The sequence below is a fragment of the Streptomyces sp. SCL15-4 genome, assembly GCF_033366695.1.
Classification (GTDB): Bacteria; Actinomycetota; Actinomycetes; order Streptomycetales; family Streptomycetaceae; genus Streptomyces.
In genome coordinates, this window is the sequence record NZ_JAOBTQ010000001.1 from 7284353 (window position 1) to 7301539 (window position 17187).

Here is a 17187-nt window from a genome sequence, read left to right on the forward strand (position 1 = left end):
CCGACCATGACGGACACCACCGCCACCACCGCCGCCGCACCGGTCACGACGGACGCCGTCGCCGCCCCGGCGCTCGCGCTCCAGGACCTGCACGCCTCGCTCACCGATCCCGTGCTGGACGCGATGAACTTCCTCAACGAGGTCGTCGCCCGCTTCCCCGACGCCCTCTCCTTCGCCCCCGGCAGGCCCGCCGAGGGCACGTTCGAGACCGACGACCTCGCCCGCCATCTGCGCTCCTACACCGACCACCTGGAACACACCCTCGGCTGGCCGAGGGACCGGGTGCGCACCCACCTCTTCCAGTACGGGCGCACCAACGGCCTCATCCACGACCTCATCGCCCGCACCCTGGCCAACGACGAGCACATCCACGTCGCCCCGGAGGCGATCGTCGTGACGACCGGCTGCCAGGAGGCGATGCTGCTCACCCTGCGGGCCCTGTTCGCCGGACCCGAGGACACGCTCCTGGTCAGCTCGCCCTGCTACGTCGGCGTCACCGGCGCCGCCCGGCTGCTCGACATCCGGACCCACCCCGTCCCGGAGGGCGCCGACGGCCCCGACCCCGAGGCCTTCCGGGACGCGGCCCGCAAGGTGCGCGCGGCGGGCGGACGGCCCCGGGCCCTGTACGTGGTGCCGGACTTCGCCAACCCGTCGGGCACCAGCATGACCGTCGCCGCGCGCGAACGGCTGCTGCGCGTCGCGGCGGAGGAGGACCTGCTGATCCTGGAGGACGACCCCTACGGGTTCTTCGTCCGGGCCGGCTCCGCCCGCCCCACCCTGAAGTCCATGGACCGCGCCCGCAGGGTGCTGCACCTGGGGTCCTTCGCCAAGACCGCGCTGCCCGGCGCCCGCGTCGGATACGTCGTCGCCGACCAGGAGGTCATCGGCCCCGGCGGCCGGCGTTCGCTGCTGGCCGACGAGCTGTCCAAGATCAAGAGCATGACGACGGTCAACACCTCGGCCGTCGGCCAGGCCGTCATCGGCGGACTCCTCGTCGAGTGCGGCTGCCGGCTCCGCGAGGCCAACGCCGAGGCCATCGCCTCCTACGGCGCCAACCTGGCCACCCTGCTCGGCGAACTGGAGCGGCACTTCCCCGAGGAGCGCCGCCGCGAGCTGGGCGTGCGCTGGAACGAGCCGGCGGGCGGCTTCTTCCTCGTCGTCGACGTCCCGTTCGTCGTCGGCACCAAGGCCCTCGAACACTCCGCGCGCGCCTTCGGAGTGCTGTGGACACCCATGAGCGACTTCTACGCGGACGGCGGCGGGGACCACCGGCTCAGGCTCTCGTGCAGCTCCCTGACGCCCGAGGAGATCGTGGAGGGCGCGCGCAGGCTGGCCCTGTTCATCGAGTCGGCGGCGCGCGAGGCGGCCGGGCGGGACTGAGACGGCCGTACGGGGGCCGGGGCCCGGCCGGACGCCCCGGCGGATCCCGGTCCCGGTCCGCGCTTTCCTAAAACTGAACGCACGGTCGTGCTAATGTCTGCCCAGCCCGGACACCCCCCTCGCGAAAGGGCCCGCATGGATATCCGGAAGCTCGACCGGAAGGCTGTGCTCGAGACCGTCCGCCTGGTGCGGCAGGCCCACCCGCAGGACTGGGATCTGCCCACGCCCTGTGCCGGCTGGACGCTCCATCAGCTCGTGTCCCACATGGCGGGCCAGCACCGCGGTTTCGCCGCGGCGGCCTCGGGGGGCGGCGCGGACCTCGCCGTATGGCAGCCGGGCGCGCTCGGTGACGACCCGTCGGCGGCGTACCGGGACGCGGCCTGGGCGGCCATCGACGGCTTCGCCCGACCCGACGTGCTCGCCCGTGAGTTCGTCCTCCCCGAGATCAGCACCAGCCGGCGCTTTCCCGCCTCGACCGCCATCGGCTTCCACCTCCTGGACTACGTCGTCCACGGCTGGGACGTGGCCCGCACGCTCGGCCTGCCCCTGGACCTGGACGAGGAGGTGGTCGAGGCCGCCCTCGCGGTCGCGCTGCGGGTGCCGAACGACGAACGCAGGCTCGGCCCCGCCCCGTTGTTCCGGCCCGCCCTGCCCACCGCGCCCGGCGCGGGCCCCCTCGACCTCGTCCTGACGGCGCTCGGCAGGTCCCCCGACTGGTCCGCGGCGGCGGCCGGCCCGGTCTGAACGGACGTATCCGCAGGCGGACGTCCCTCCGCACGGAAGGCGAGACACATGACGATCACGACCGACATCGCCGGAGAACTCCGCTCGGGGGTCACCGTCGCCGATCTGCTGTGCGCCCAGCGCGGCGACCACGAGCGGCACCACTGGTCGCCCGGCACGCTCTTCGCCGGCCGCCGCCTGTCCGGCCCGGGCGAGCGCGCGCGGGCCGACCTGCTCCGGCACACGGCGCTCACGGCCGGGCCGCGCGGCCCTCGCCCGGCGCCGGACGGCGCGCGGCTCGCCGACGAGATCCGCGAGACCAATCCGCTCGGCGCCGACGTCCTGCGCGTCGCCGCCGCCTGGACGGCCCGCCACTGGCCGCGGGAGGAGGCCCGGCACGCAGCCGCCCTCGGCCGCCTGAGGGAGCTGGCCGGCCTCGGCCGGCCCGGCGCCGACGAGCGCCGCGGCACCTTCCCCACCGGCAACTACGCCCGGTTCTGCGCCCTTCGGGCCTGCGCGGAGGCCGACGCCTGCGGGGCGTACGAGGACGCGGCCCGTACGAGCGAGGACCCCCTGGTCCGCGACGTCTTCCTCGCCATCGCGCGGGACGAGGCGCGGCACCGGCGCTACTTCGCCGCCTTCGCCAGGGCCCTGGTGGACTCGGGGGCCCACCCCGTCAAGGACGTGCTGTCGGTGGCGTACACCTGGATCCGCCGCACCGGCGACGACGCGCCGCCCGCACAGGACCCGAGCGGTGTGCTGTCCCTGGTCCGGGACGCCACGGGCATCGAGACCCGGTCCTACGACGCCCTGAGGCGCGCCTGCTTCACCAGCCTCCGGACGAACGACGCGGACCGGATCCGCGCCGCGGTCCACCGGGAACCGGCCGCGTAGCGCGGCCGGTTCCCGGCCCGGGCGGAAGCGGCCCGGCGGTGCCGTCCGGGACGCCGTGCCTCAGTCCTGTTCCACGCCGGACAGGGCCTTGCCGATGAGGCGGGTGGCGAAGTCGCGGTCGCCGGCGAGCTGGTTGATGTGCTCGGCTAGCAGGAAGGCGGTGGCCTCCAGCGGGTGCATCTCGGCCTTGGTCCACTCGCCGTACTGCCCGCGCCACAGGCTGGGGCTCAGGCCCGTCCCCGCCGCGACGACCAGACCGGCCATGGTCGGGACGGCCTCCGGACGGACGCTCCTCGGCATCATGCGCATCGAGGCCACGAGGCTCGGCACCACGTACTCGATGACGTCCTTGTCGTGTTCCTCGTACGTCATCCGCAGCCAGGTCATGAACATGTAGATGATCGTGCACGTGCCGTCCAGCAGATCGCGCATCCCTCTCGGCCCCAGCGACGCGGTGTACTGGTCGGTCAGCCGCCGCTGTTCGGGGTCGGTGCCGCTTTCGCCGTCGTAGATGGCCTTGAGCCGGGAGTCGATCACCATGAGTGCTCCGCTCACATCGCCGGCGGGGGCGTACCGGGGGTCGCAGACCGATGACACAGGGAGTCCCTCCTCGGGTGACCGCGCCGTGGACGGACACGGCGGACGGCGCGGCGTACGCGTACCGTAGACGGGTGGTGACACGGCGTCCGCGCAACGCCGAGGGAGCGCCCGATGGGGTGAGGTCCCGGCTCACAGCAGGTCTTCCCGTCGGATCGGCAGCCTGCGCAGGCGCCGTCCCGTGGCGTGGTGGACCGCGTTGCCGAGGGCCGCGGCCACGCCGACGAACGCCACCTCGCCCAGACCCTTGACGCCCGGCGCGTTCAGCCGGAAGTCCGGCTCGTCCACGAAGTCGACGTCGATCCGGCCGATGTCGGCGCTGACCGGGACGACGTACTCGGCGAGATCGGTGTGGACGAACCCGCCGAACCCCGGGTCGGGCTCGTTGCCCTCCCGCAGGGCCGCGCCGACTCCCCACACCACGCCGCCGCGCACCTGACCGGCCGCGGTCACCGGACTGGCCACCCGGCCGCAGTCGACGACGCTCACCACCCGGGGCACCCGGACCCGCCCGGTGGCCGTCTCCACCCGGACCTCGGCGAAATGGGCGGCGAAACTGAACGCGGAGAACCCGGGATACCCGGGCCCGGCCGGCGCGGACGCGCCGGCGCGCATCCGCTCGTCGGCCTCGGCCGACTGCCCCGGCGCCCGGGTGCGGGCCTCGGCCTCCACCACGGACCGGCCCGTCGCCGCGACCGCCGCCGCCACGTCCAACGGGCCCCGCTCCGGCGCCCCGAGGCGGGCGCGCAGCGCGCGCAGGGCGGCGTGCACAGCGGTCAGCGCGGTGGCGGTGCCCCAGGACCCGGCGGTCAGATGCTGCGGAACGCCACGGGTGTCGCCCAGCACCGCCCGGACCCGGTCCGCCGGCACGCCGAGGCCGTCGGCCACGGCGCGCGTCACCGCCGTACGCAGGCCCTGTCCCATCTCGTGGCCCGTCACGTCCACGGTGACCCGGCCGCCCGCGTCCGCGGTCAGCCGGGCGACGGCCGGTGCCATCGAGGCCCGGTAGGCACCGGCCGCGACTCCCCAGCCGACGAGGGACCCGTCGGCGGCCCGCATCGACCCCGGCCGGGCGGAGCGGGCCGCCCAGCCGAACCGCGCCGCGCCCCGCCGCAGGCACGCGGCCAGATGGCGGGAGGAGAACGGCAGCCCGGTCACGGGATCGGTCGCCGTGTCGTTCGCCAGCCGCAGCGCGACCGGGTCGCGGCCGGTGGCGCAGGCGATCTCGTCCACCGCCGTCTCCAGCGCGAACACCGCGACATGCTCGAACGGGGCGCGCATGAACCCGGGTGTCTGCACGTCCGTCCGCGTCAGCCGCTGGATTCCGCGGAAGTGCCGGACGCCGTACAGGCGCGAGGTGACCGTGAGGAAGTCGGCGGGGAACAGGTCGTGCCGGGAGGTCTGCTGACGGGCCTCGTGGACGACGGCCGTCAGCCGCCCCGACCGGTCGGCGCCCACCCTCAGCCGGTGCCGGCTGGCCGGACGGAACGTCATCGCGTGGAACGTCTGCGACCGGGACATGACGAACTTCACCGGCCGGCCCAGCCGGCGGGCGGCCACCGCCAGCGGCGCCAGATGCGACGGGAGCCAGGTCTTCTGCCCGAAGCTGCCTCCCACGTGCGGCGAGACGACGTCGATCCGGGACGGCTCGATGCCCAGCTGGCGGGCCAGGCCGTGCCGTACCGCCCCGGTGTTCTGCGTGCTCTCGTGCACGATCAGCCGGTCGCCGCGCCACTCGGCCACGGTGGCCGGCAGCTCCATCGGCACATGGTGCTGCGGAGCGAAGTCGAACACCGCGTCGACGCGGACCGGGCTGCGGGCGAAGACCGCCTCCGCGTCGCCCGTCGAGACGTCCGCGAACCGGGGCTGTGGCAGCGCCTCGGCCTGCGACACCGTCTCGGCGCCGTCGGCGCCGAGGGTCACCGCCACGGGCTCCGTCGCGTAGCCGGCGCGGACCAGGCCGGCGGCCTCGGCCGCGGCGGCCGGGGTGTCCGCGACCACCAGCGCGAGGGGCTGGCCGCGGTAGGCCACCCGGTCGTCCAGGAGGGGCTGCAGGCTCTGGAACCCGTACCCCCCGTCGCCGGCCGGGTAGCCGGGGGAGCGCACCTCGTCGCCGTCCAGCCGGGTCAGCACCAGCCGTACGCCGGGCACCGCGCGGGCGGCCGACGCGTCGACCTCCACGACCCGTCCCCGGCCGGCCGTCGCGGTGGACAGCGCTGCGTGCAGCAGGCCGGGCCGGGTGAGATCGGCGGTGTAGCGGGCCCGCCCGGTCACCTTGTCGTAGGCGTCGACGCGCCCCGGGGACGCCGGCGGTCCGGTCACCGGGTCCACCGGCCGGCGGCGACGCGCAGGGCCTCGGCGACGGTGCGCACGCCCAGTTCCGTCTTGAAGCCGTTGTGCGTCCCGGGACGTGCCCCGGTCAGCGCGATCTCGCCCGCGCGCCGGGCCGACTCCCCGGTCAGCGCGGAGCCGAGCAGGGACCGTTCGGCGGCCGGCACCCGCCACGGCCGGGTGGCCAGTCCGCCGAGCGCGATCCGGCAGTCCACGACGGTGCCGCGGTCGTCGAGGGCGACGGCCGCCGCGGCGGAGGCGAGCGCGAAGGCGAACGACTCCCGGTCCCTGACCTTGTGGTACGTGGAGCCGCGCCCGGCCGCGGTGACGGGAACACGGATCCGGACGATCAGTTCGCCGTCCGCGAGCGTGTGTTCGTACTGCGGTGTGCTCCCCGGGACCCGGTGCAGGCCGGACAGCGCGATGGTCCGCGGACCGGCGGGGCCCAGCAGGTCCAGACGGGCGTCGAAGGCGAGCAGCGCGACGGCCCAGTCACCGGGGTAGGCGGCCGTGCAGGACGCGCTCGTGCCCAGGACCGCCTGGCTCCGGTCCGGTCCGTGCCGGGCGGCGCACCCGCTGCCCGGCACGCGTTTGCCGCACGGGTACGGCGGGCCGGCCCGGAAGTACGGGCACCGGGTCCGTTGCAGCAGGTTGCCGCCCAGCGTGGCCATGTGGCGCAACTGCGGTGAGGCCGCCTTGGCCAGGGACTCGGCCAGCGCGGGGTAATCCCGCAGCAGTACGGGGTCCTCGGCGACGTCGGCCATCCGGGCCCCGGCGCCGAACACCAGCTCGTCGGGGCCCGAGGTGTCGAACCCCGCCAGCTCGGGCAGGGCACGGACGTCGACCAGCGCGCGGGGCCGCTCGACGCCCAGCTTCATCAGGTCGTACAGGGTCGTCCCGCCGGCCAGCACCCTCGTCCCGGAGCCGCCGTGCGCCAACGCCTCGACGGCCTGGCCGAGGGTGGCGGGCGCCGTGTACGCGAACTCACGCATCCGCGCGGCCCCCGGGGCGGGCGGCCTGGCGGACCGCGGCCACGATGTGCGGATAGGCCCCGCACCGGCACAGGTTGCCGCTCATGTACTCCCGGATCTCGTCGTCGTCACCGGCGTGCCCCTCGGCCAGGCAGGCGACCGCCGACATGATCTGTCCCGGTGTGCAGTAGCCGCACTGCAGGGCGTCCTGCTCGAGGAACGCCTGCTGCACCGGGTGCGGGGTGCCGTCCGGCTCCGCGAGGCCCTCGACCGTGGTCACCTCGGCGCCCCGCGCCTGCACCGCCGGCATCAGGCAGGCGAGGATCCGCCGCCCGTCGACATGGACGGTGCAGGCGCCGCACTGCCCGTGGTCACAGCCCTTCTTGGCGCCGGTCAGGTCCAGCCGTTCGCGCAGCACGTCCAGCAGCGACTCGCGGGGATCGACGGCGCACCGGGCCGGTGCCGCGTTCACCGTGAAGGCGACGTCGACGGCCGGCGCGGCGCGGCCTGCCGCCGGCGTGTCCGACTCCTGCGCCCGGTGCGTCATGGCGCCAGCGCCTCGATCAGAGCGGAGGCGATGCGGTCGAGGATCTGCCGGGACGTGGCGAAGTTGAGGCGGACGAACCCCCGCCCGGCCGCCCCGAAGAACCTCCCGTCGCTCAGGCGGACGCGGGCCTCGCGCAGCAGGAACCCGGCCGGATCGTCCAGGCCGGTGAAGGAGCAGTCCAGCCACGCCAGATACGTCGCCTCCGGCATCGAGTAGCGCGCCTGCGGAAGCCGGTCGCCCAGCACCCGCGCGAGGAAACGCCGGTTGCCGTCCAGATAGCGGACCGCCTCGCGGCGCCACGGGTCGCCGGCGCGGTAGGCGGCGATGTTCGCCGCGATGCCCAGCGTGGCGGCCCCGTGCCGGGAGTGGAACGGCAGGGCGCGCCACCGCCGCACGTCGCGGTCGCTGGTCAGCACGGCCTGCGCGCACTTCAGCCCGGCGATGTTCCAGCCCTTGGCGGCGGACACCAGGGTGAGGGTGTGGTCGGCCGCCTCCGGCGAGACGGAGGCGTACGGGACGTGGGCGTGCCCGGGATAGGTGAGCGGGGCGTGGATCTCGTCGGCGACGACCCGCGCGCCGTGCGCGGCCACGCAGCGGCTGAGCGCGCGCAGTTCGGCCCGTGTGAACACCCTGCCCAGCGGATTGTGCGGATTGCACAGCAGCACGGTTCCCGCGCCGGCGGCCAGCGCGGCGCCGATCGCGTCGATGTCCAGCGCCGGCCGGGCACCGTCCGGGACCAGCGGCACCTCGACGGCACGCCGGCCCTGCGCCGCCACGACCTCTAGGAACGGCGGATAGGCGGGGGTGGGGATCACCACGGCACTGTCCGGACGGCTGTACGCGCCGATGCCGATGCCGACCCCGGTCAGCACGTCGGGGATCAGGAAGATGCGCTCGGCCGGGACCGTCCAGCCCGAGGTGCGCGCCAGCCAGTCGGCGCAGGCGGACGGCAGCCCGGTGCGGATGTCGCGCAGCGGATAGCCGGTCTCGCCGCGCTCCACCGCCTCGTGCACGGCCTGCCGTACGACGGGTGCCACGGGAAAGTCCATCTCCGCGACCCAGGCGCCCAGCACCTCCCGGCCGTGCCGCCCCCATTTGAGTGTCCGGCGCGCCACCAGCGTGTCGATGGCGAGGTCGTCGAATCCGGGCGCCGCCGGCCGGTCCGCCGCCGGCGGAGCGAGCCGTGTGCCGTCCGGTGCCTCCGCTTCCACAGGGCCTCCGCGGTTCAGTGGCAGAACAGCCTCAGTCCGGTGCGGACCAAGGCGATGGAGTGCTCCTCGCAGGCCGCCGCGACCTCCTTGCCGCGGCTCGACCCGCCGCCCTCGACGATGCAGCGCACCCCGTGCCCGGCCGCGACGTCCACGTTGTCCCGGAAGGGCAGATAGGCGTCGGAGACCAGCGTGCACGGCGTGTGCCCGGCCAGCCAGGCGCTCTTCTCAAAGGCGTCCAGCGGCTCGGCCGGCAGACCGGGGACCCGTCCGGCCGCACCGGTCCCGGCCGCCGCGCCCGGTTCCGCCTCGATCAGCCGCAGCACGCCGTTCACACGGTCCTGGATCGACAGGGCGGCGGGAAAGCGGGCTTCCGCGAGCAGCGGGTGGCGCCGCAGCCGCCAGCGGTCGGCCTTCTCCCCGGCCAGCCGCACACAGTCCACCCGCGACTGCTGGCCCGCTCCGATGCCGATCGTGCGCCCGTCGTGGACGCAGGCCACCGAGTTGGACTGCGTGTACCGGACGGTGACCAGCCCGAGTACGGCGTCCCGCAGCTGCCGTGCGGTGGGCGGTGTGCCGCCCTCGGCGCCCCGGGCCAGCACGCCGGGGCCGATCACGAGCGGATCGGCGTCCTGGGTGATCCGTATCCCGAACACGTCCCTGACCTGCTCGGCGGGCGGCTCGTAGCCGGGGTCGACCCGCAGCACCAGGAAGGCGCCCCGCTTCTTGCGCGACAGCACCTCCAGCACGCCCGGTTCGTAGTCCGGCGCGATGACACCGTCGGACACCACCCTGGCCAGCAGGGACGCGGTGTCCCTGTCGACGGGATGGGACAGCGCGACCAGGTCGCCGTAGGAGGAGCGCGGGTCGCAGTCCCGGGCCCGGGCGTAGGCCGAGGCCAGGGCGGACACCTCACCGCCCAGCCGGAAGGCGGCCCGGGCGACCGGGTCGACCTCGCCTGCGACGGCCGCGCCGGCGGGGGAGACGTGCTTCATGGAGGCCGCCGCGGGCAGGCCCAGCGCCCGGCTCGCCTCCCGTACCAGCTGCCAGCCCTGCAAGGCGTCCAGCAGGTTCACGACGGAAGGGGTGCCGCACAGGACGGACAGGGGCAGGGGACCGCCGCCGGACGTCTCCGCCACCGCGCCGCGCTGCTGTGGGTTGAGGCCGTACTTCAGACGCAGACGCGTCGGGTCACCGACCATTGCCGCCTCTCGGAGGAAATACCGACGCCGGGCGCGCGGCGTCTTTCGCGTGAGCCGTGCCGGGAGTTCGGCCCGCCGGCCGGTGAAGCCGTCCCGCGCCTTTTCGCCGAGCGCTGCCGCCCGGGACTGTCCGCGGGTCCCCGGCCGTGTCCACTTTCCAGGAAACCGGGCCCGCGCACCAGCCGTCAACCCCGCCCGGCGCGCGGGTATTTCGGCGAGGTGATCGAAATACGGCTCCCGGAGCGCCGGAATTCGAGGGACCGTTGTCCGGAACTTTTCGGTCGGGGAATTCACGGCCCGACCGTGCGTCAACTCGCGTCCTCGCGGCCACTCGTGTGGCGCCTTGCCGCGCGCCGGCACCCCGGATAGGCTCCGGATTCCGTGTATCTCCGATCAAACAGGTGACCGGCGTGTGACCAGCGACGCAGACGGTGCCGTCCGGACCGGACGGCCGGAGACCGCCGAGTCCCCCGGGTCATCGGCGTACTGGCCGCGCTTCGCGCTGCTCTACGGCTGCGGGACGCTGGCCGCCACCGGCCTCGGCAAGTTCGCCCCGATCGCGGTGGACCTGCGCGCCGCGCTGGCCCTCTCCCTGGACCAGGTCGCGCTGATCACCTCCTCTCTCACGGCGGTCGCCGCGGTCCTCGGGCTGCCGGTGAGCTACCTCGTCGCCCGCACGGCACCTCGCAAGGCCCTGTTCGCCGGCTGCGCCGTCATGGCGGCGGCGGGACTGCTGGAGGCCCGGGCCGGGCACTTCTGGCCGCTGCTGGGCGCACGGCTGGTGGAAGGGATCGGATACGTCGCCGTCGTCGTGGCCGCCCCCGCGCTCATCATCTCCATGGGCGGCGGACCCCGGCGGACCACCGCGCTCGCCGTGTGGGGCACGTACTTCCCGGTGGGCCTGGCGCTGGGGCTGTTCCTCGGCGGTGTGCTGTCGGCGTTCCTCGGCTGGCGCACCTGGCTGGTCGTGCAGGCGTGCACCCTGCTCGCCGTCGGGACGACCGCCGTCCTCGCGCTCGGCGGGCGGGCCCCGGCCGCCGGCGGGCCGGACCCCGCCGAAGCCGCCCCGGCCCCCGACCGGCGTACGGCGCGCCGCCTGCTGCGGCCCTTCCTGCTGTCCCTGGGCTTCGCCACCGCCAGCGGCACCATCGTCGCGGTGGTGTCCCTGTTCCCCACCTATCTGCACGAGGTGCTCCACGTGCCCACGTCGGCGGCCGGCACCCTCACCGGGGCCGTCTCGCTGACCGGCACCGTCGGCGGATTCCTCAGCGGCTGGCTGCTGCGCCGCGGGGTGCCGGTGCGCCGGCTGTTCACCGGGGCGCTCCTGATGCCGCTGGGCACGGCCGTCGCCTTCCTGCACTGGGGCGGGACCGGCCTCGCCGCCGCCGGCGCGGTCCTCGTCGCGCTGGCCAACGAACTCGTCGTCGCCGCCGCCTTCGCGATGATCCCCGCCGTCGTCGCGGACCCCGCCGACATCGACCTCGCCAACGGACTGCTGGCCCAGGTCGGCAGCCTCGGCTCGCTGCTCGGCCCACCGCTGGCCGGCTTCGCGGTGCTGGCCGCCGGCGGCTGGTGGGCCGTCGCGCCCACCGTGCTGGCCGTCTGCGTCCCCGGGACCCTGCTGCTGCGCGCCTCGGTGCGGCGCGCGGCCGGATGAGTCCGCGACCGGCCGGAAACACACCCCGACCGGCATGGCGGAAAAAGGCCCGGCGCGGAGCGGGTGAACGCGCCACTGAACGATATGAGCCAAACAAAACGATCAATTGGATTCCGTATCGGCACGAGCCCGCGGTGACCCTAGACTGACCGCACCGGGAAACCGTGTGATCCTCTTTCACCCGGTCCTGGTTTTCACTGCGTTCGCACGCCCGATACACGTGCGCGAGGGCCCTTCCCGTACACGGGCCCGGCTTCTCCACATCCGATCATGCGGTTTCCGCGGCGCGACGAGCGGCGGACATGACGACCGAGTTCTCGGAGGTATCCGGCAGTTGGCAGGAAATCGGGAATCCGGGCAGACGGCGGAACTACGGCAGGAGACACGGGACTGGCTCCGGGAGAACTGGAGCGAGGAACTCCCGGTCGGCGACTGGTGGCGCATGCTCGCCGAGGCCGGATACGCCTTTCCCACCTGGCCCGCCGGAATGGGCGGCCGCGGCCTGGACCGCGGGTCGGCCCGGGCGGTGTCCGAGGAGATCGCGAGAGCCGGCGCGCTCGGCCCGCCCGGCGGTGTCGGGCAGATGGTGGGCGGGCCCGTCCTGCTCGAACACGGCACGCCCGAGCAGCAGCGCCGCTGGGTGCCCGCGCTGGCCGCCGGCACGGAGTCCTGGTGCCAGCTGTTCAGCGAGCCCGGCGCCGGCTCGGACCTGGCGAGCCTGCAACTGCGGGCCGACCGCGACGGCGACCGCTGGGTCCTGAACGGCCAGAAGGTGTGGTCCCGGGAGGCCGAGGACGCCGACCGCGGACTGGCCCTCGCCCGCACGGACTCCTCCGTCCCCAAACGCAAGGGCATCACCTTCTTCGTCGTCGACCTGGACCAGCCCGGCGTCGACGTCCGGCCGATCCGGCAGATGAACGGCCGCGCCACCTTCAACGAGGTCTTCCTCACCGACGTGGTGGTGCCGGCCGGGCGGGTCATCGGCGCCGTCGGGCGGGGCTGGCCGCTGGCCGTGGCCAGCCTGGCCCACGAACGCCAGGAAGTGGGCGGCGGCGGCGTGCTCCGGCCCGCGCGGATCGCCCGGCCCGGCCGGCGCGGCGGAATGCTGCACCGTCCCATCGCGGAACTCGCCGAGGAACACCGCCGGGCGGAACGGGCCGCCGGGGTCCGCCGGGGAGTGCGCACCCCGGAGGCGCTGATCGGCCTGGCCCGCGAAGTGGGCCGGTCCGAGGACCCCGTCGTCCGCCAGCGGCTCATGGCCCTGTACACGACGGCGCGGACCAACCGCCTGCGCAACCAGCGGGCCCGCTCCGCGCGCCGCCCGGGGCCCGATGCGTCCCTGGGCAAGCTCGCCGGGTCCGCCACCGGACGGCAGGCCCGCGACCTCGGCCTGTCCCTGCTGGGCGCCGAAGGCATGCTGACCGGCCCGGAGACCACCGGTGAGGGCGCGTTCCAGCAGATGGCGCTGTCGGTGCAGTCGCTGTCCATCGCGGGCGGCACGGACGAGATCCAGCGCACCCTCATAGGAGAACGCGTGCTCGGACTGCCCCGGGAGCCGGAGGCCGACCGTGACGTGCCCTTCCGCGAGCTGCGCGTGGGGACGCAGCGCGAGTAGCCCGACGACCGCAGCAGCCGACCGAAGGGGCAGGCGTGGACCCGAACGGTTACCGGAACCCCCGGCACGAGGCCGCGCCGGCCCCCGCACCCGGGCCGGCCGGTCCCCGGCGGATCGAGGGGGAGGGCGGCGAACTCGCCGTCGCCGCCCTGCGGGCCCACGGGGTGGACACCTTGTTCACCCTGTCGGGCGGTCACATCTTCTCCGTCCTGCACGCCGCGGCCCGTGCCGGGATGCGCGTCGTCGACGTCCGCCACGAACAGACCGCGGTGTTCGCCGCGGAAGGCTACGCCCGGCTCGGCCGCCGTCCCGCGGTGGCGCTGCTCACCGCCGGCCCCGGCGTCACCAACGGCATCAGCGGCCTGGCGACCGCCCAGGCCAACGGCGCGCCCGTCATGGTGCTGGCCGGGCGCGCCGCGCAGCGCCGCCGGGGCTCGGGGGCCCTCCAGGAGTTCGACCACCTCCCCGTGGTGGCACCCGTGACCAAGGACGCCCGGACCGCCACCCGCACCGACGCCGTCCCCGGCGCGCTGCGGGCGCTCCTGGCCACGGCCGCCACCCCGCACCGCGGCCCGGTGTTCCTCGACATCCCCCTCGACGTGATGCACCGCCGGGCAACCGCCGCACTCGACCCGCCGCTCCCGGCCGTCCCCCCGGACCCCGACCCCGACGAGATCGCCCGGGCCGCCGGACTCCTGGCCACCGCTCGCCGCCCGGTCCTCGTGGCCGGAAGCGACGTCTGGTGGGGCGGGGCCTGGGAGGCGCTGCGCCACTGCGCCGAGTCGCTGCGCGTGCCGACGTTCGCCAACGGGCAGGGCCGGGGCTGTCTGCCCGCCGGCCACGAGCTGGCGTTCGGCCGGTCCCGCGACGCGCTGAAGGAGGCCGACGTCGTCGTGGTGGCGGGCACCCCCTTGGACTTCCGGCTCTCCTTCGGCCGGTTCGGGGACGCGCGCGTCGTGCACGCCGTGGACCACCCCGCGCTGCGCGCCACCCACGTGCCCACCGCCGCCGCACCGGCCGGGGACCTCGGCCGGATCCTCGACGGCATGGCCGCCTGGTCCGGGCCCCGGGCCGACCACGAGGAGTGGACGCGGCGGCTGCGCGCACGCGAACGGGCCCTGCGCGCGGCCGAACGGCCGGAGCTGGAGCACCCCGGCACACCGATCCACCCGGCCCGCGTCCTCGGCGAACTCATCGCCCAGCTCGACCACGACGCCGTCGTCGTCGTGGACGGCGGCGACTTCGCCTCGTACGCGGGCCGGCTCCTCGACTCCCACCGGCCCGGCCACTGGCTCGACCCCGGCCCGTTCGGCTGTCTCGGCAACGGCCTCGGCTACGCGATCGCCGCCCGGCTGCTGCACCCGGACCGGCAGGTGGTGCTGCTCCTCGGGGACGGCGCCTTCGGCTTCTCGGCCGGCGACGTCGACACACTGGTCCGGCACCGGCTGCCGGTGGTGATGGTCGTCGGCAACAACGGCGTCTGGGGGCTGGAGAAGCACCCGATGCGCGCACTCTACGGCTCGGACGTCGCGGCGGACCTCCGGCCGGGCAGCCGCTACGACCAGGTGGCCGCGGCGCTCGGCGGGGCCGGCGAGACCGTCACCGACCCGCGAGGCATCGCCCCGGCGCTGCGCCGGGCCTTCGCGGCGCATGTGCCGTACCTCGTCAACGTACTCACCGACCCCGAGGTGGCCTACCGGCGCTCGGCGAAACTGGGGTGACTGGCATGACGGCAGCGGACCACGGCCGACTCGGCTTCGGCGTCCTGCAGTTCTTCTCCTGGCCCGGCCGCAGGGTGCCGCCGGAAACCGTCTACAGCCGCTCGCTGGAGCGGATCGACCTCATGGAACGGTCGGGCGTCTACGACGCGGTGTGGCTCGCCGAGCACCACTTCACCACCTACTCGGTCTCCCCGTCGGTGAGCATGATGGGGACGATGGTCGCCGCCCGCACCGAGCGGCTGCGCATCGGCACCGCCGTCTCGCTGGCCGCGATGCAGCACCCGCTGCGGCTCGCCGAGGAGATCGCGCTGCTCGACGTGCTGTCCGGCGGGCGGGTGAACTGGGGCGCGGGCCGCGGCAACGACCCGACCGAGTTCCGGGTGTTCGGGCTCGACCTGGAACGCAGCTACGCGCTGTTCCGCGAGAACGTGGAGGTCGTCCTCCAGGCATGGCGGCAGGAACGCCTCACGCACCGAGGCCGGTTCCACACCTTCGAGGACATCGAGGTGCTGCCCAAGCCGCTGCAACGGCCGCACCCGCCGGTGTGGATGGCCGCCTCCTCACCGGAGGCGGTCGCCTGGGCGGCCTCGGCCGGCTACTCGATCCTGATGGACCCGCACTCCAGCCACGCGGCCATCGGCGTCAAGTACCGGGCGTACCGGCAGGGCCTGGCGGACGCCGGCCATCCCGTCGACGGCCGCGTCATCCCCATGGCACGGCTGATCGCGGTCGCCCCGACCGACGAGGAGGCCCGGCGGATCGCGCTGCGCGGCACCCGCTGGACCCTCGGCTCGCTGAGCGACCCCTCCCGGCGCGACTACTCCCGCAGCATCCGCCCGGCCGGTGACCGCGGGGCACGGCACGACGGCCGGGACCGGGCCGAGGCCTACGCGGACGACGTCGTGATCCACGGCAGCCCCGCCCGGGTCGCCGAACGGATCAAAGCCCTCCAGGAGGAGATCGGACTGCATTATCTGCTGTGCGCGCCATTGAGTCACGAATCCTTCCTGCTGCTGACCCGGGAGGTCATCCCGAAACTGCTGTGATGGGATGGTTCCGGGACTTTCGAACGAGGCGGCCGGGAGGTCTTCTTGAGCATCGATCACTGTATTTCCTCCGACCGGTACGACACCGCGGGCCCGAGCGATATCGGCTTCCGGCAGGCGGCCGGAGAATTATCCGGCCGGCCCGCCGGGAAGACGGCCGGGACGCACGCGACGGCGGAGCACTTCTGATGGCGCCCGCGAGCCTCGTCGCGCTCGGGGACGCCCTCGCCGACCTGGTGGTCGCCGTCCGGCCACAGGTGTGCGCCCGGCTCGGCGTGGAGCCGGGCGCCGCCGACTTCCTGGAGTTCGACGCGCTGGCCGAGGTGCTCGCCCGGCTGGAGCGGGAGGGCGCGCGGGCCGCGGTGTCGGCGGGCGGCAGCGCCGCCAACACCTGCGTCGCCTTCGCGGCCGACGGCGGCCGGGCGGCACTCGCCACGGCGTCCATGGACGACCCGCTCGCCCGGGCCGTCCGGGACGACCTGGCCGCGCGCGGGGTGACGGTGCCGGTCCGCGCGCCCGGCCGGGGCCGGACCGGGCGCTGCCTGGTGCTGCTGCTTCCCGACGGCGAGCGGGCCTTCCTCATCTGGCAGGGCGAGCGCTGGCGGCTGCGGATGCTGCCGGACGCGGTGGAGGCGTGCCTGGCCGACGCCGGGTCCTGTCAGGGGATGCTGGTGGAGGGCTATCTGCTGGCCTCCGAGGAGGGCTGTGCGGCGGCCCGTGACGCCCTGCGGGGCGCCGTCGCGCTCGGCGCGCTGCGCATCCTCGCCCTCTCCGACCCCGCCCTCGTGCGCACCCGGCGCTGGCGCTTCGCCGAACTGCTGGCCGCCGGGGTCGACGTCGTCCTCGGCAACGAGGCCGAGGCCACGGCCCTCACCGGCACCGACGACGCCGAGGCGGCGGCCGCGGTGCTGGCCCGGCACGGCATGCTCGGCGTGGTCACACTGGGCGCCCGCGGCGCGCTCGCGCACGGGCCGGGCGGCCGGCACCGCGTCAGCGCGCCCGGCTCCCCGGTCACCAGCGCGGTCGGCGCCGGCGACGCCTTCGCCGGCGGCTTCCTCAACGGCCTGCTGTCGGACCTGAGCCACCCCGAGTGCCTCGCGCTGGGCGTCGCCAGGGCGCGGACGGTCCTCACCGTACGGCAGGCGCGGGCCCCCGTGCCGCCCGAGCCGGCCCGAAGACCCTGAATTCCGAGCGCGAGGAAAAAACGGTCGACCACGTTTTTTCGACGGGAAATCCGTCGGGACGGTGCGACGATTTCTCCTGCCCGAATTCCACGGAATTCAGGCAGGGTTGGC

14 protein-coding genes are annotated in these 17187 nt (G+C 74.9%); 8 read left to right on the forward strand and 6 right to left on the reverse strand.

What is annotated here, in order from left to right; genetic code table 11:
• The first annotated feature begins 6 nt into the window (after window positions 1–6).
• The 3 genes from SCK26_RS32850 to SCK26_RS32860 all read left to right on the forward strand — a co-directional run bounded on the left by SCK26_RS32850 (window position 7) and on the right by SCK26_RS32860 (window position 2997).
• Window positions 7–1380 carry a PLP-dependent aminotransferase family protein gene (locus SCK26_RS32850; RefSeq protein ID WP_318204982.1) on the forward strand — a complete coding sequence of 458 codons (1374 nt, stop codon included), beginning with the start codon at window positions 7–9 and terminating at the stop codon, window positions 1378–1380.
• A gap of 135 nt (window positions 1381–1515) precedes the next feature.
• Window positions 1516–2124 carry a TIGR03086 family metal-binding protein gene (locus tag SCK26_RS32855; RefSeq protein WP_318204983.1) on the forward strand — a complete coding sequence of 203 codons (609 nt, stop codon included), beginning with the start codon at window positions 1516–1518 and terminating at the stop codon, window positions 2122–2124.
• Window positions 2125–2172: 48 nt separating this feature from the next.
• Window positions 2173–2997, forward strand: a complete 825-nt coding sequence (locus SCK26_RS32860) for a hypothetical protein (protein ID WP_318204984.1) — start codon at window positions 2173–2175, stop codon at window positions 2995–2997.
• Window positions 2998–3057: 60 nt separating this feature from the next.
• Here the strand turns inward: SCK26_RS32860 and SCK26_RS32865 are convergent, their stop codons facing one another.
• The 6 genes from SCK26_RS32865 to SCK26_RS32890 all read right to left on the reverse strand — a co-directional run bounded on the left by SCK26_RS32865 (window position 3058) and on the right by SCK26_RS32890 (window position 9853).
• Entirely contained in the window at window positions 3058–3594 is a 537-nt protein-coding gene (locus tag SCK26_RS32865; RefSeq protein WP_318204985.1) for a hypothetical protein, read from the reverse strand.
• 132 nt (window positions 3595–3726) lie between these two features.
• Window positions 3727–5916, reverse strand: coding sequence for a xanthine dehydrogenase family protein molybdopterin-binding subunit (locus SCK26_RS32870; RefSeq protein ID WP_318204986.1), 2190 nt, complete (start codon window positions 5914–5916; stop codon window positions 3727–3729).
• Window positions 5913–6917: a xanthine dehydrogenase family protein subunit M gene (locus SCK26_RS32875; RefSeq protein ID WP_318204987.1), complete on the reverse strand. Its 1005-nt coding sequence runs from the start codon at window positions 6915–6917 to the stop codon at window positions 5913–5915. Before SCK26_RS32875 ends, SCK26_RS32870 begins: the two co-directional genes overlap by 4 nt.
• A complete protein-coding gene (locus SCK26_RS32880) occupies window positions 6910–7443 on the reverse strand; it encodes a (2Fe-2S)-binding protein (protein ID WP_318204988.1) in 534 nt (177 codons plus the stop codon). Before SCK26_RS32880 ends, SCK26_RS32875 begins: the two co-directional genes overlap by 8 nt.
• Window positions 7440–8654, reverse strand: coding sequence for a MalY/PatB family protein (locus SCK26_RS32885; RefSeq protein WP_318204989.1), 1215 nt, complete (start codon window positions 8652–8654; stop codon window positions 7440–7442). Before SCK26_RS32885 ends, SCK26_RS32880 begins: the two co-directional genes overlap by 4 nt.
• A 14-nt stretch (window positions 8655–8668) precedes the next feature.
• Complete coding sequence (locus SCK26_RS32890) at window positions 8669–9853, reverse strand: hypothetical protein (RefSeq protein ID WP_318204990.1); 1185 nt, start codon at window positions 9851–9853, stop codon at window positions 8669–8671.
• 412 nt (window positions 9854–10265) lie between these two features.
• Between SCK26_RS32890 and SCK26_RS32895 the strand changes: the two genes are divergently transcribed.
• From SCK26_RS32895 to SCK26_RS32915, 5 genes are all read left to right on the forward strand, one after another.
• Window positions 10266–11510, forward strand: a complete 1245-nt coding sequence (locus SCK26_RS32895) for an MFS transporter (RefSeq protein ID WP_318204991.1) — start codon at window positions 10266–10268, stop codon at window positions 11508–11510.
• Window positions 11511–11844: 334 nt separating this feature from the next.
• Window positions 11845–13125 (forward strand): acyl-CoA dehydrogenase family protein, encoded by a 1281-nt coding sequence (locus SCK26_RS32900; protein ID WP_318204992.1) that lies wholly within the window; start codon window positions 11845–11847, stop codon window positions 13123–13125.
• Between the two features lie 35 nt (window positions 13126–13160).
• The gene (locus SCK26_RS32905) at window positions 13161–14846 is read left to right on the forward strand and encodes an acetolactate synthase (protein ID WP_318204993.1); all 1686 of its coding nucleotides are present in this window, start codon (window positions 13161–13163) and stop codon (window positions 14844–14846) included.
• A 5-nt stretch (window positions 14847–14851) separates the two neighbouring features.
• The gene (locus SCK26_RS32910) at window positions 14852–15892 is read left to right on the forward strand and encodes an LLM class flavin-dependent oxidoreductase (protein ID WP_318204994.1); all 1041 of its coding nucleotides are present in this window, start codon (window positions 14852–14854) and stop codon (window positions 15890–15892) included.
• Between the two features lie 188 nt (window positions 15893–16080).
• On the forward strand, window positions 16081–17076 hold the full coding sequence (locus tag SCK26_RS32915; protein WP_318204995.1) for a carbohydrate kinase family protein: 996 nt from the start codon (window positions 16081–16083) through the stop codon (window positions 17074–17076).
• Window positions 17077–17187 lie beyond the last annotated feature (111 nt).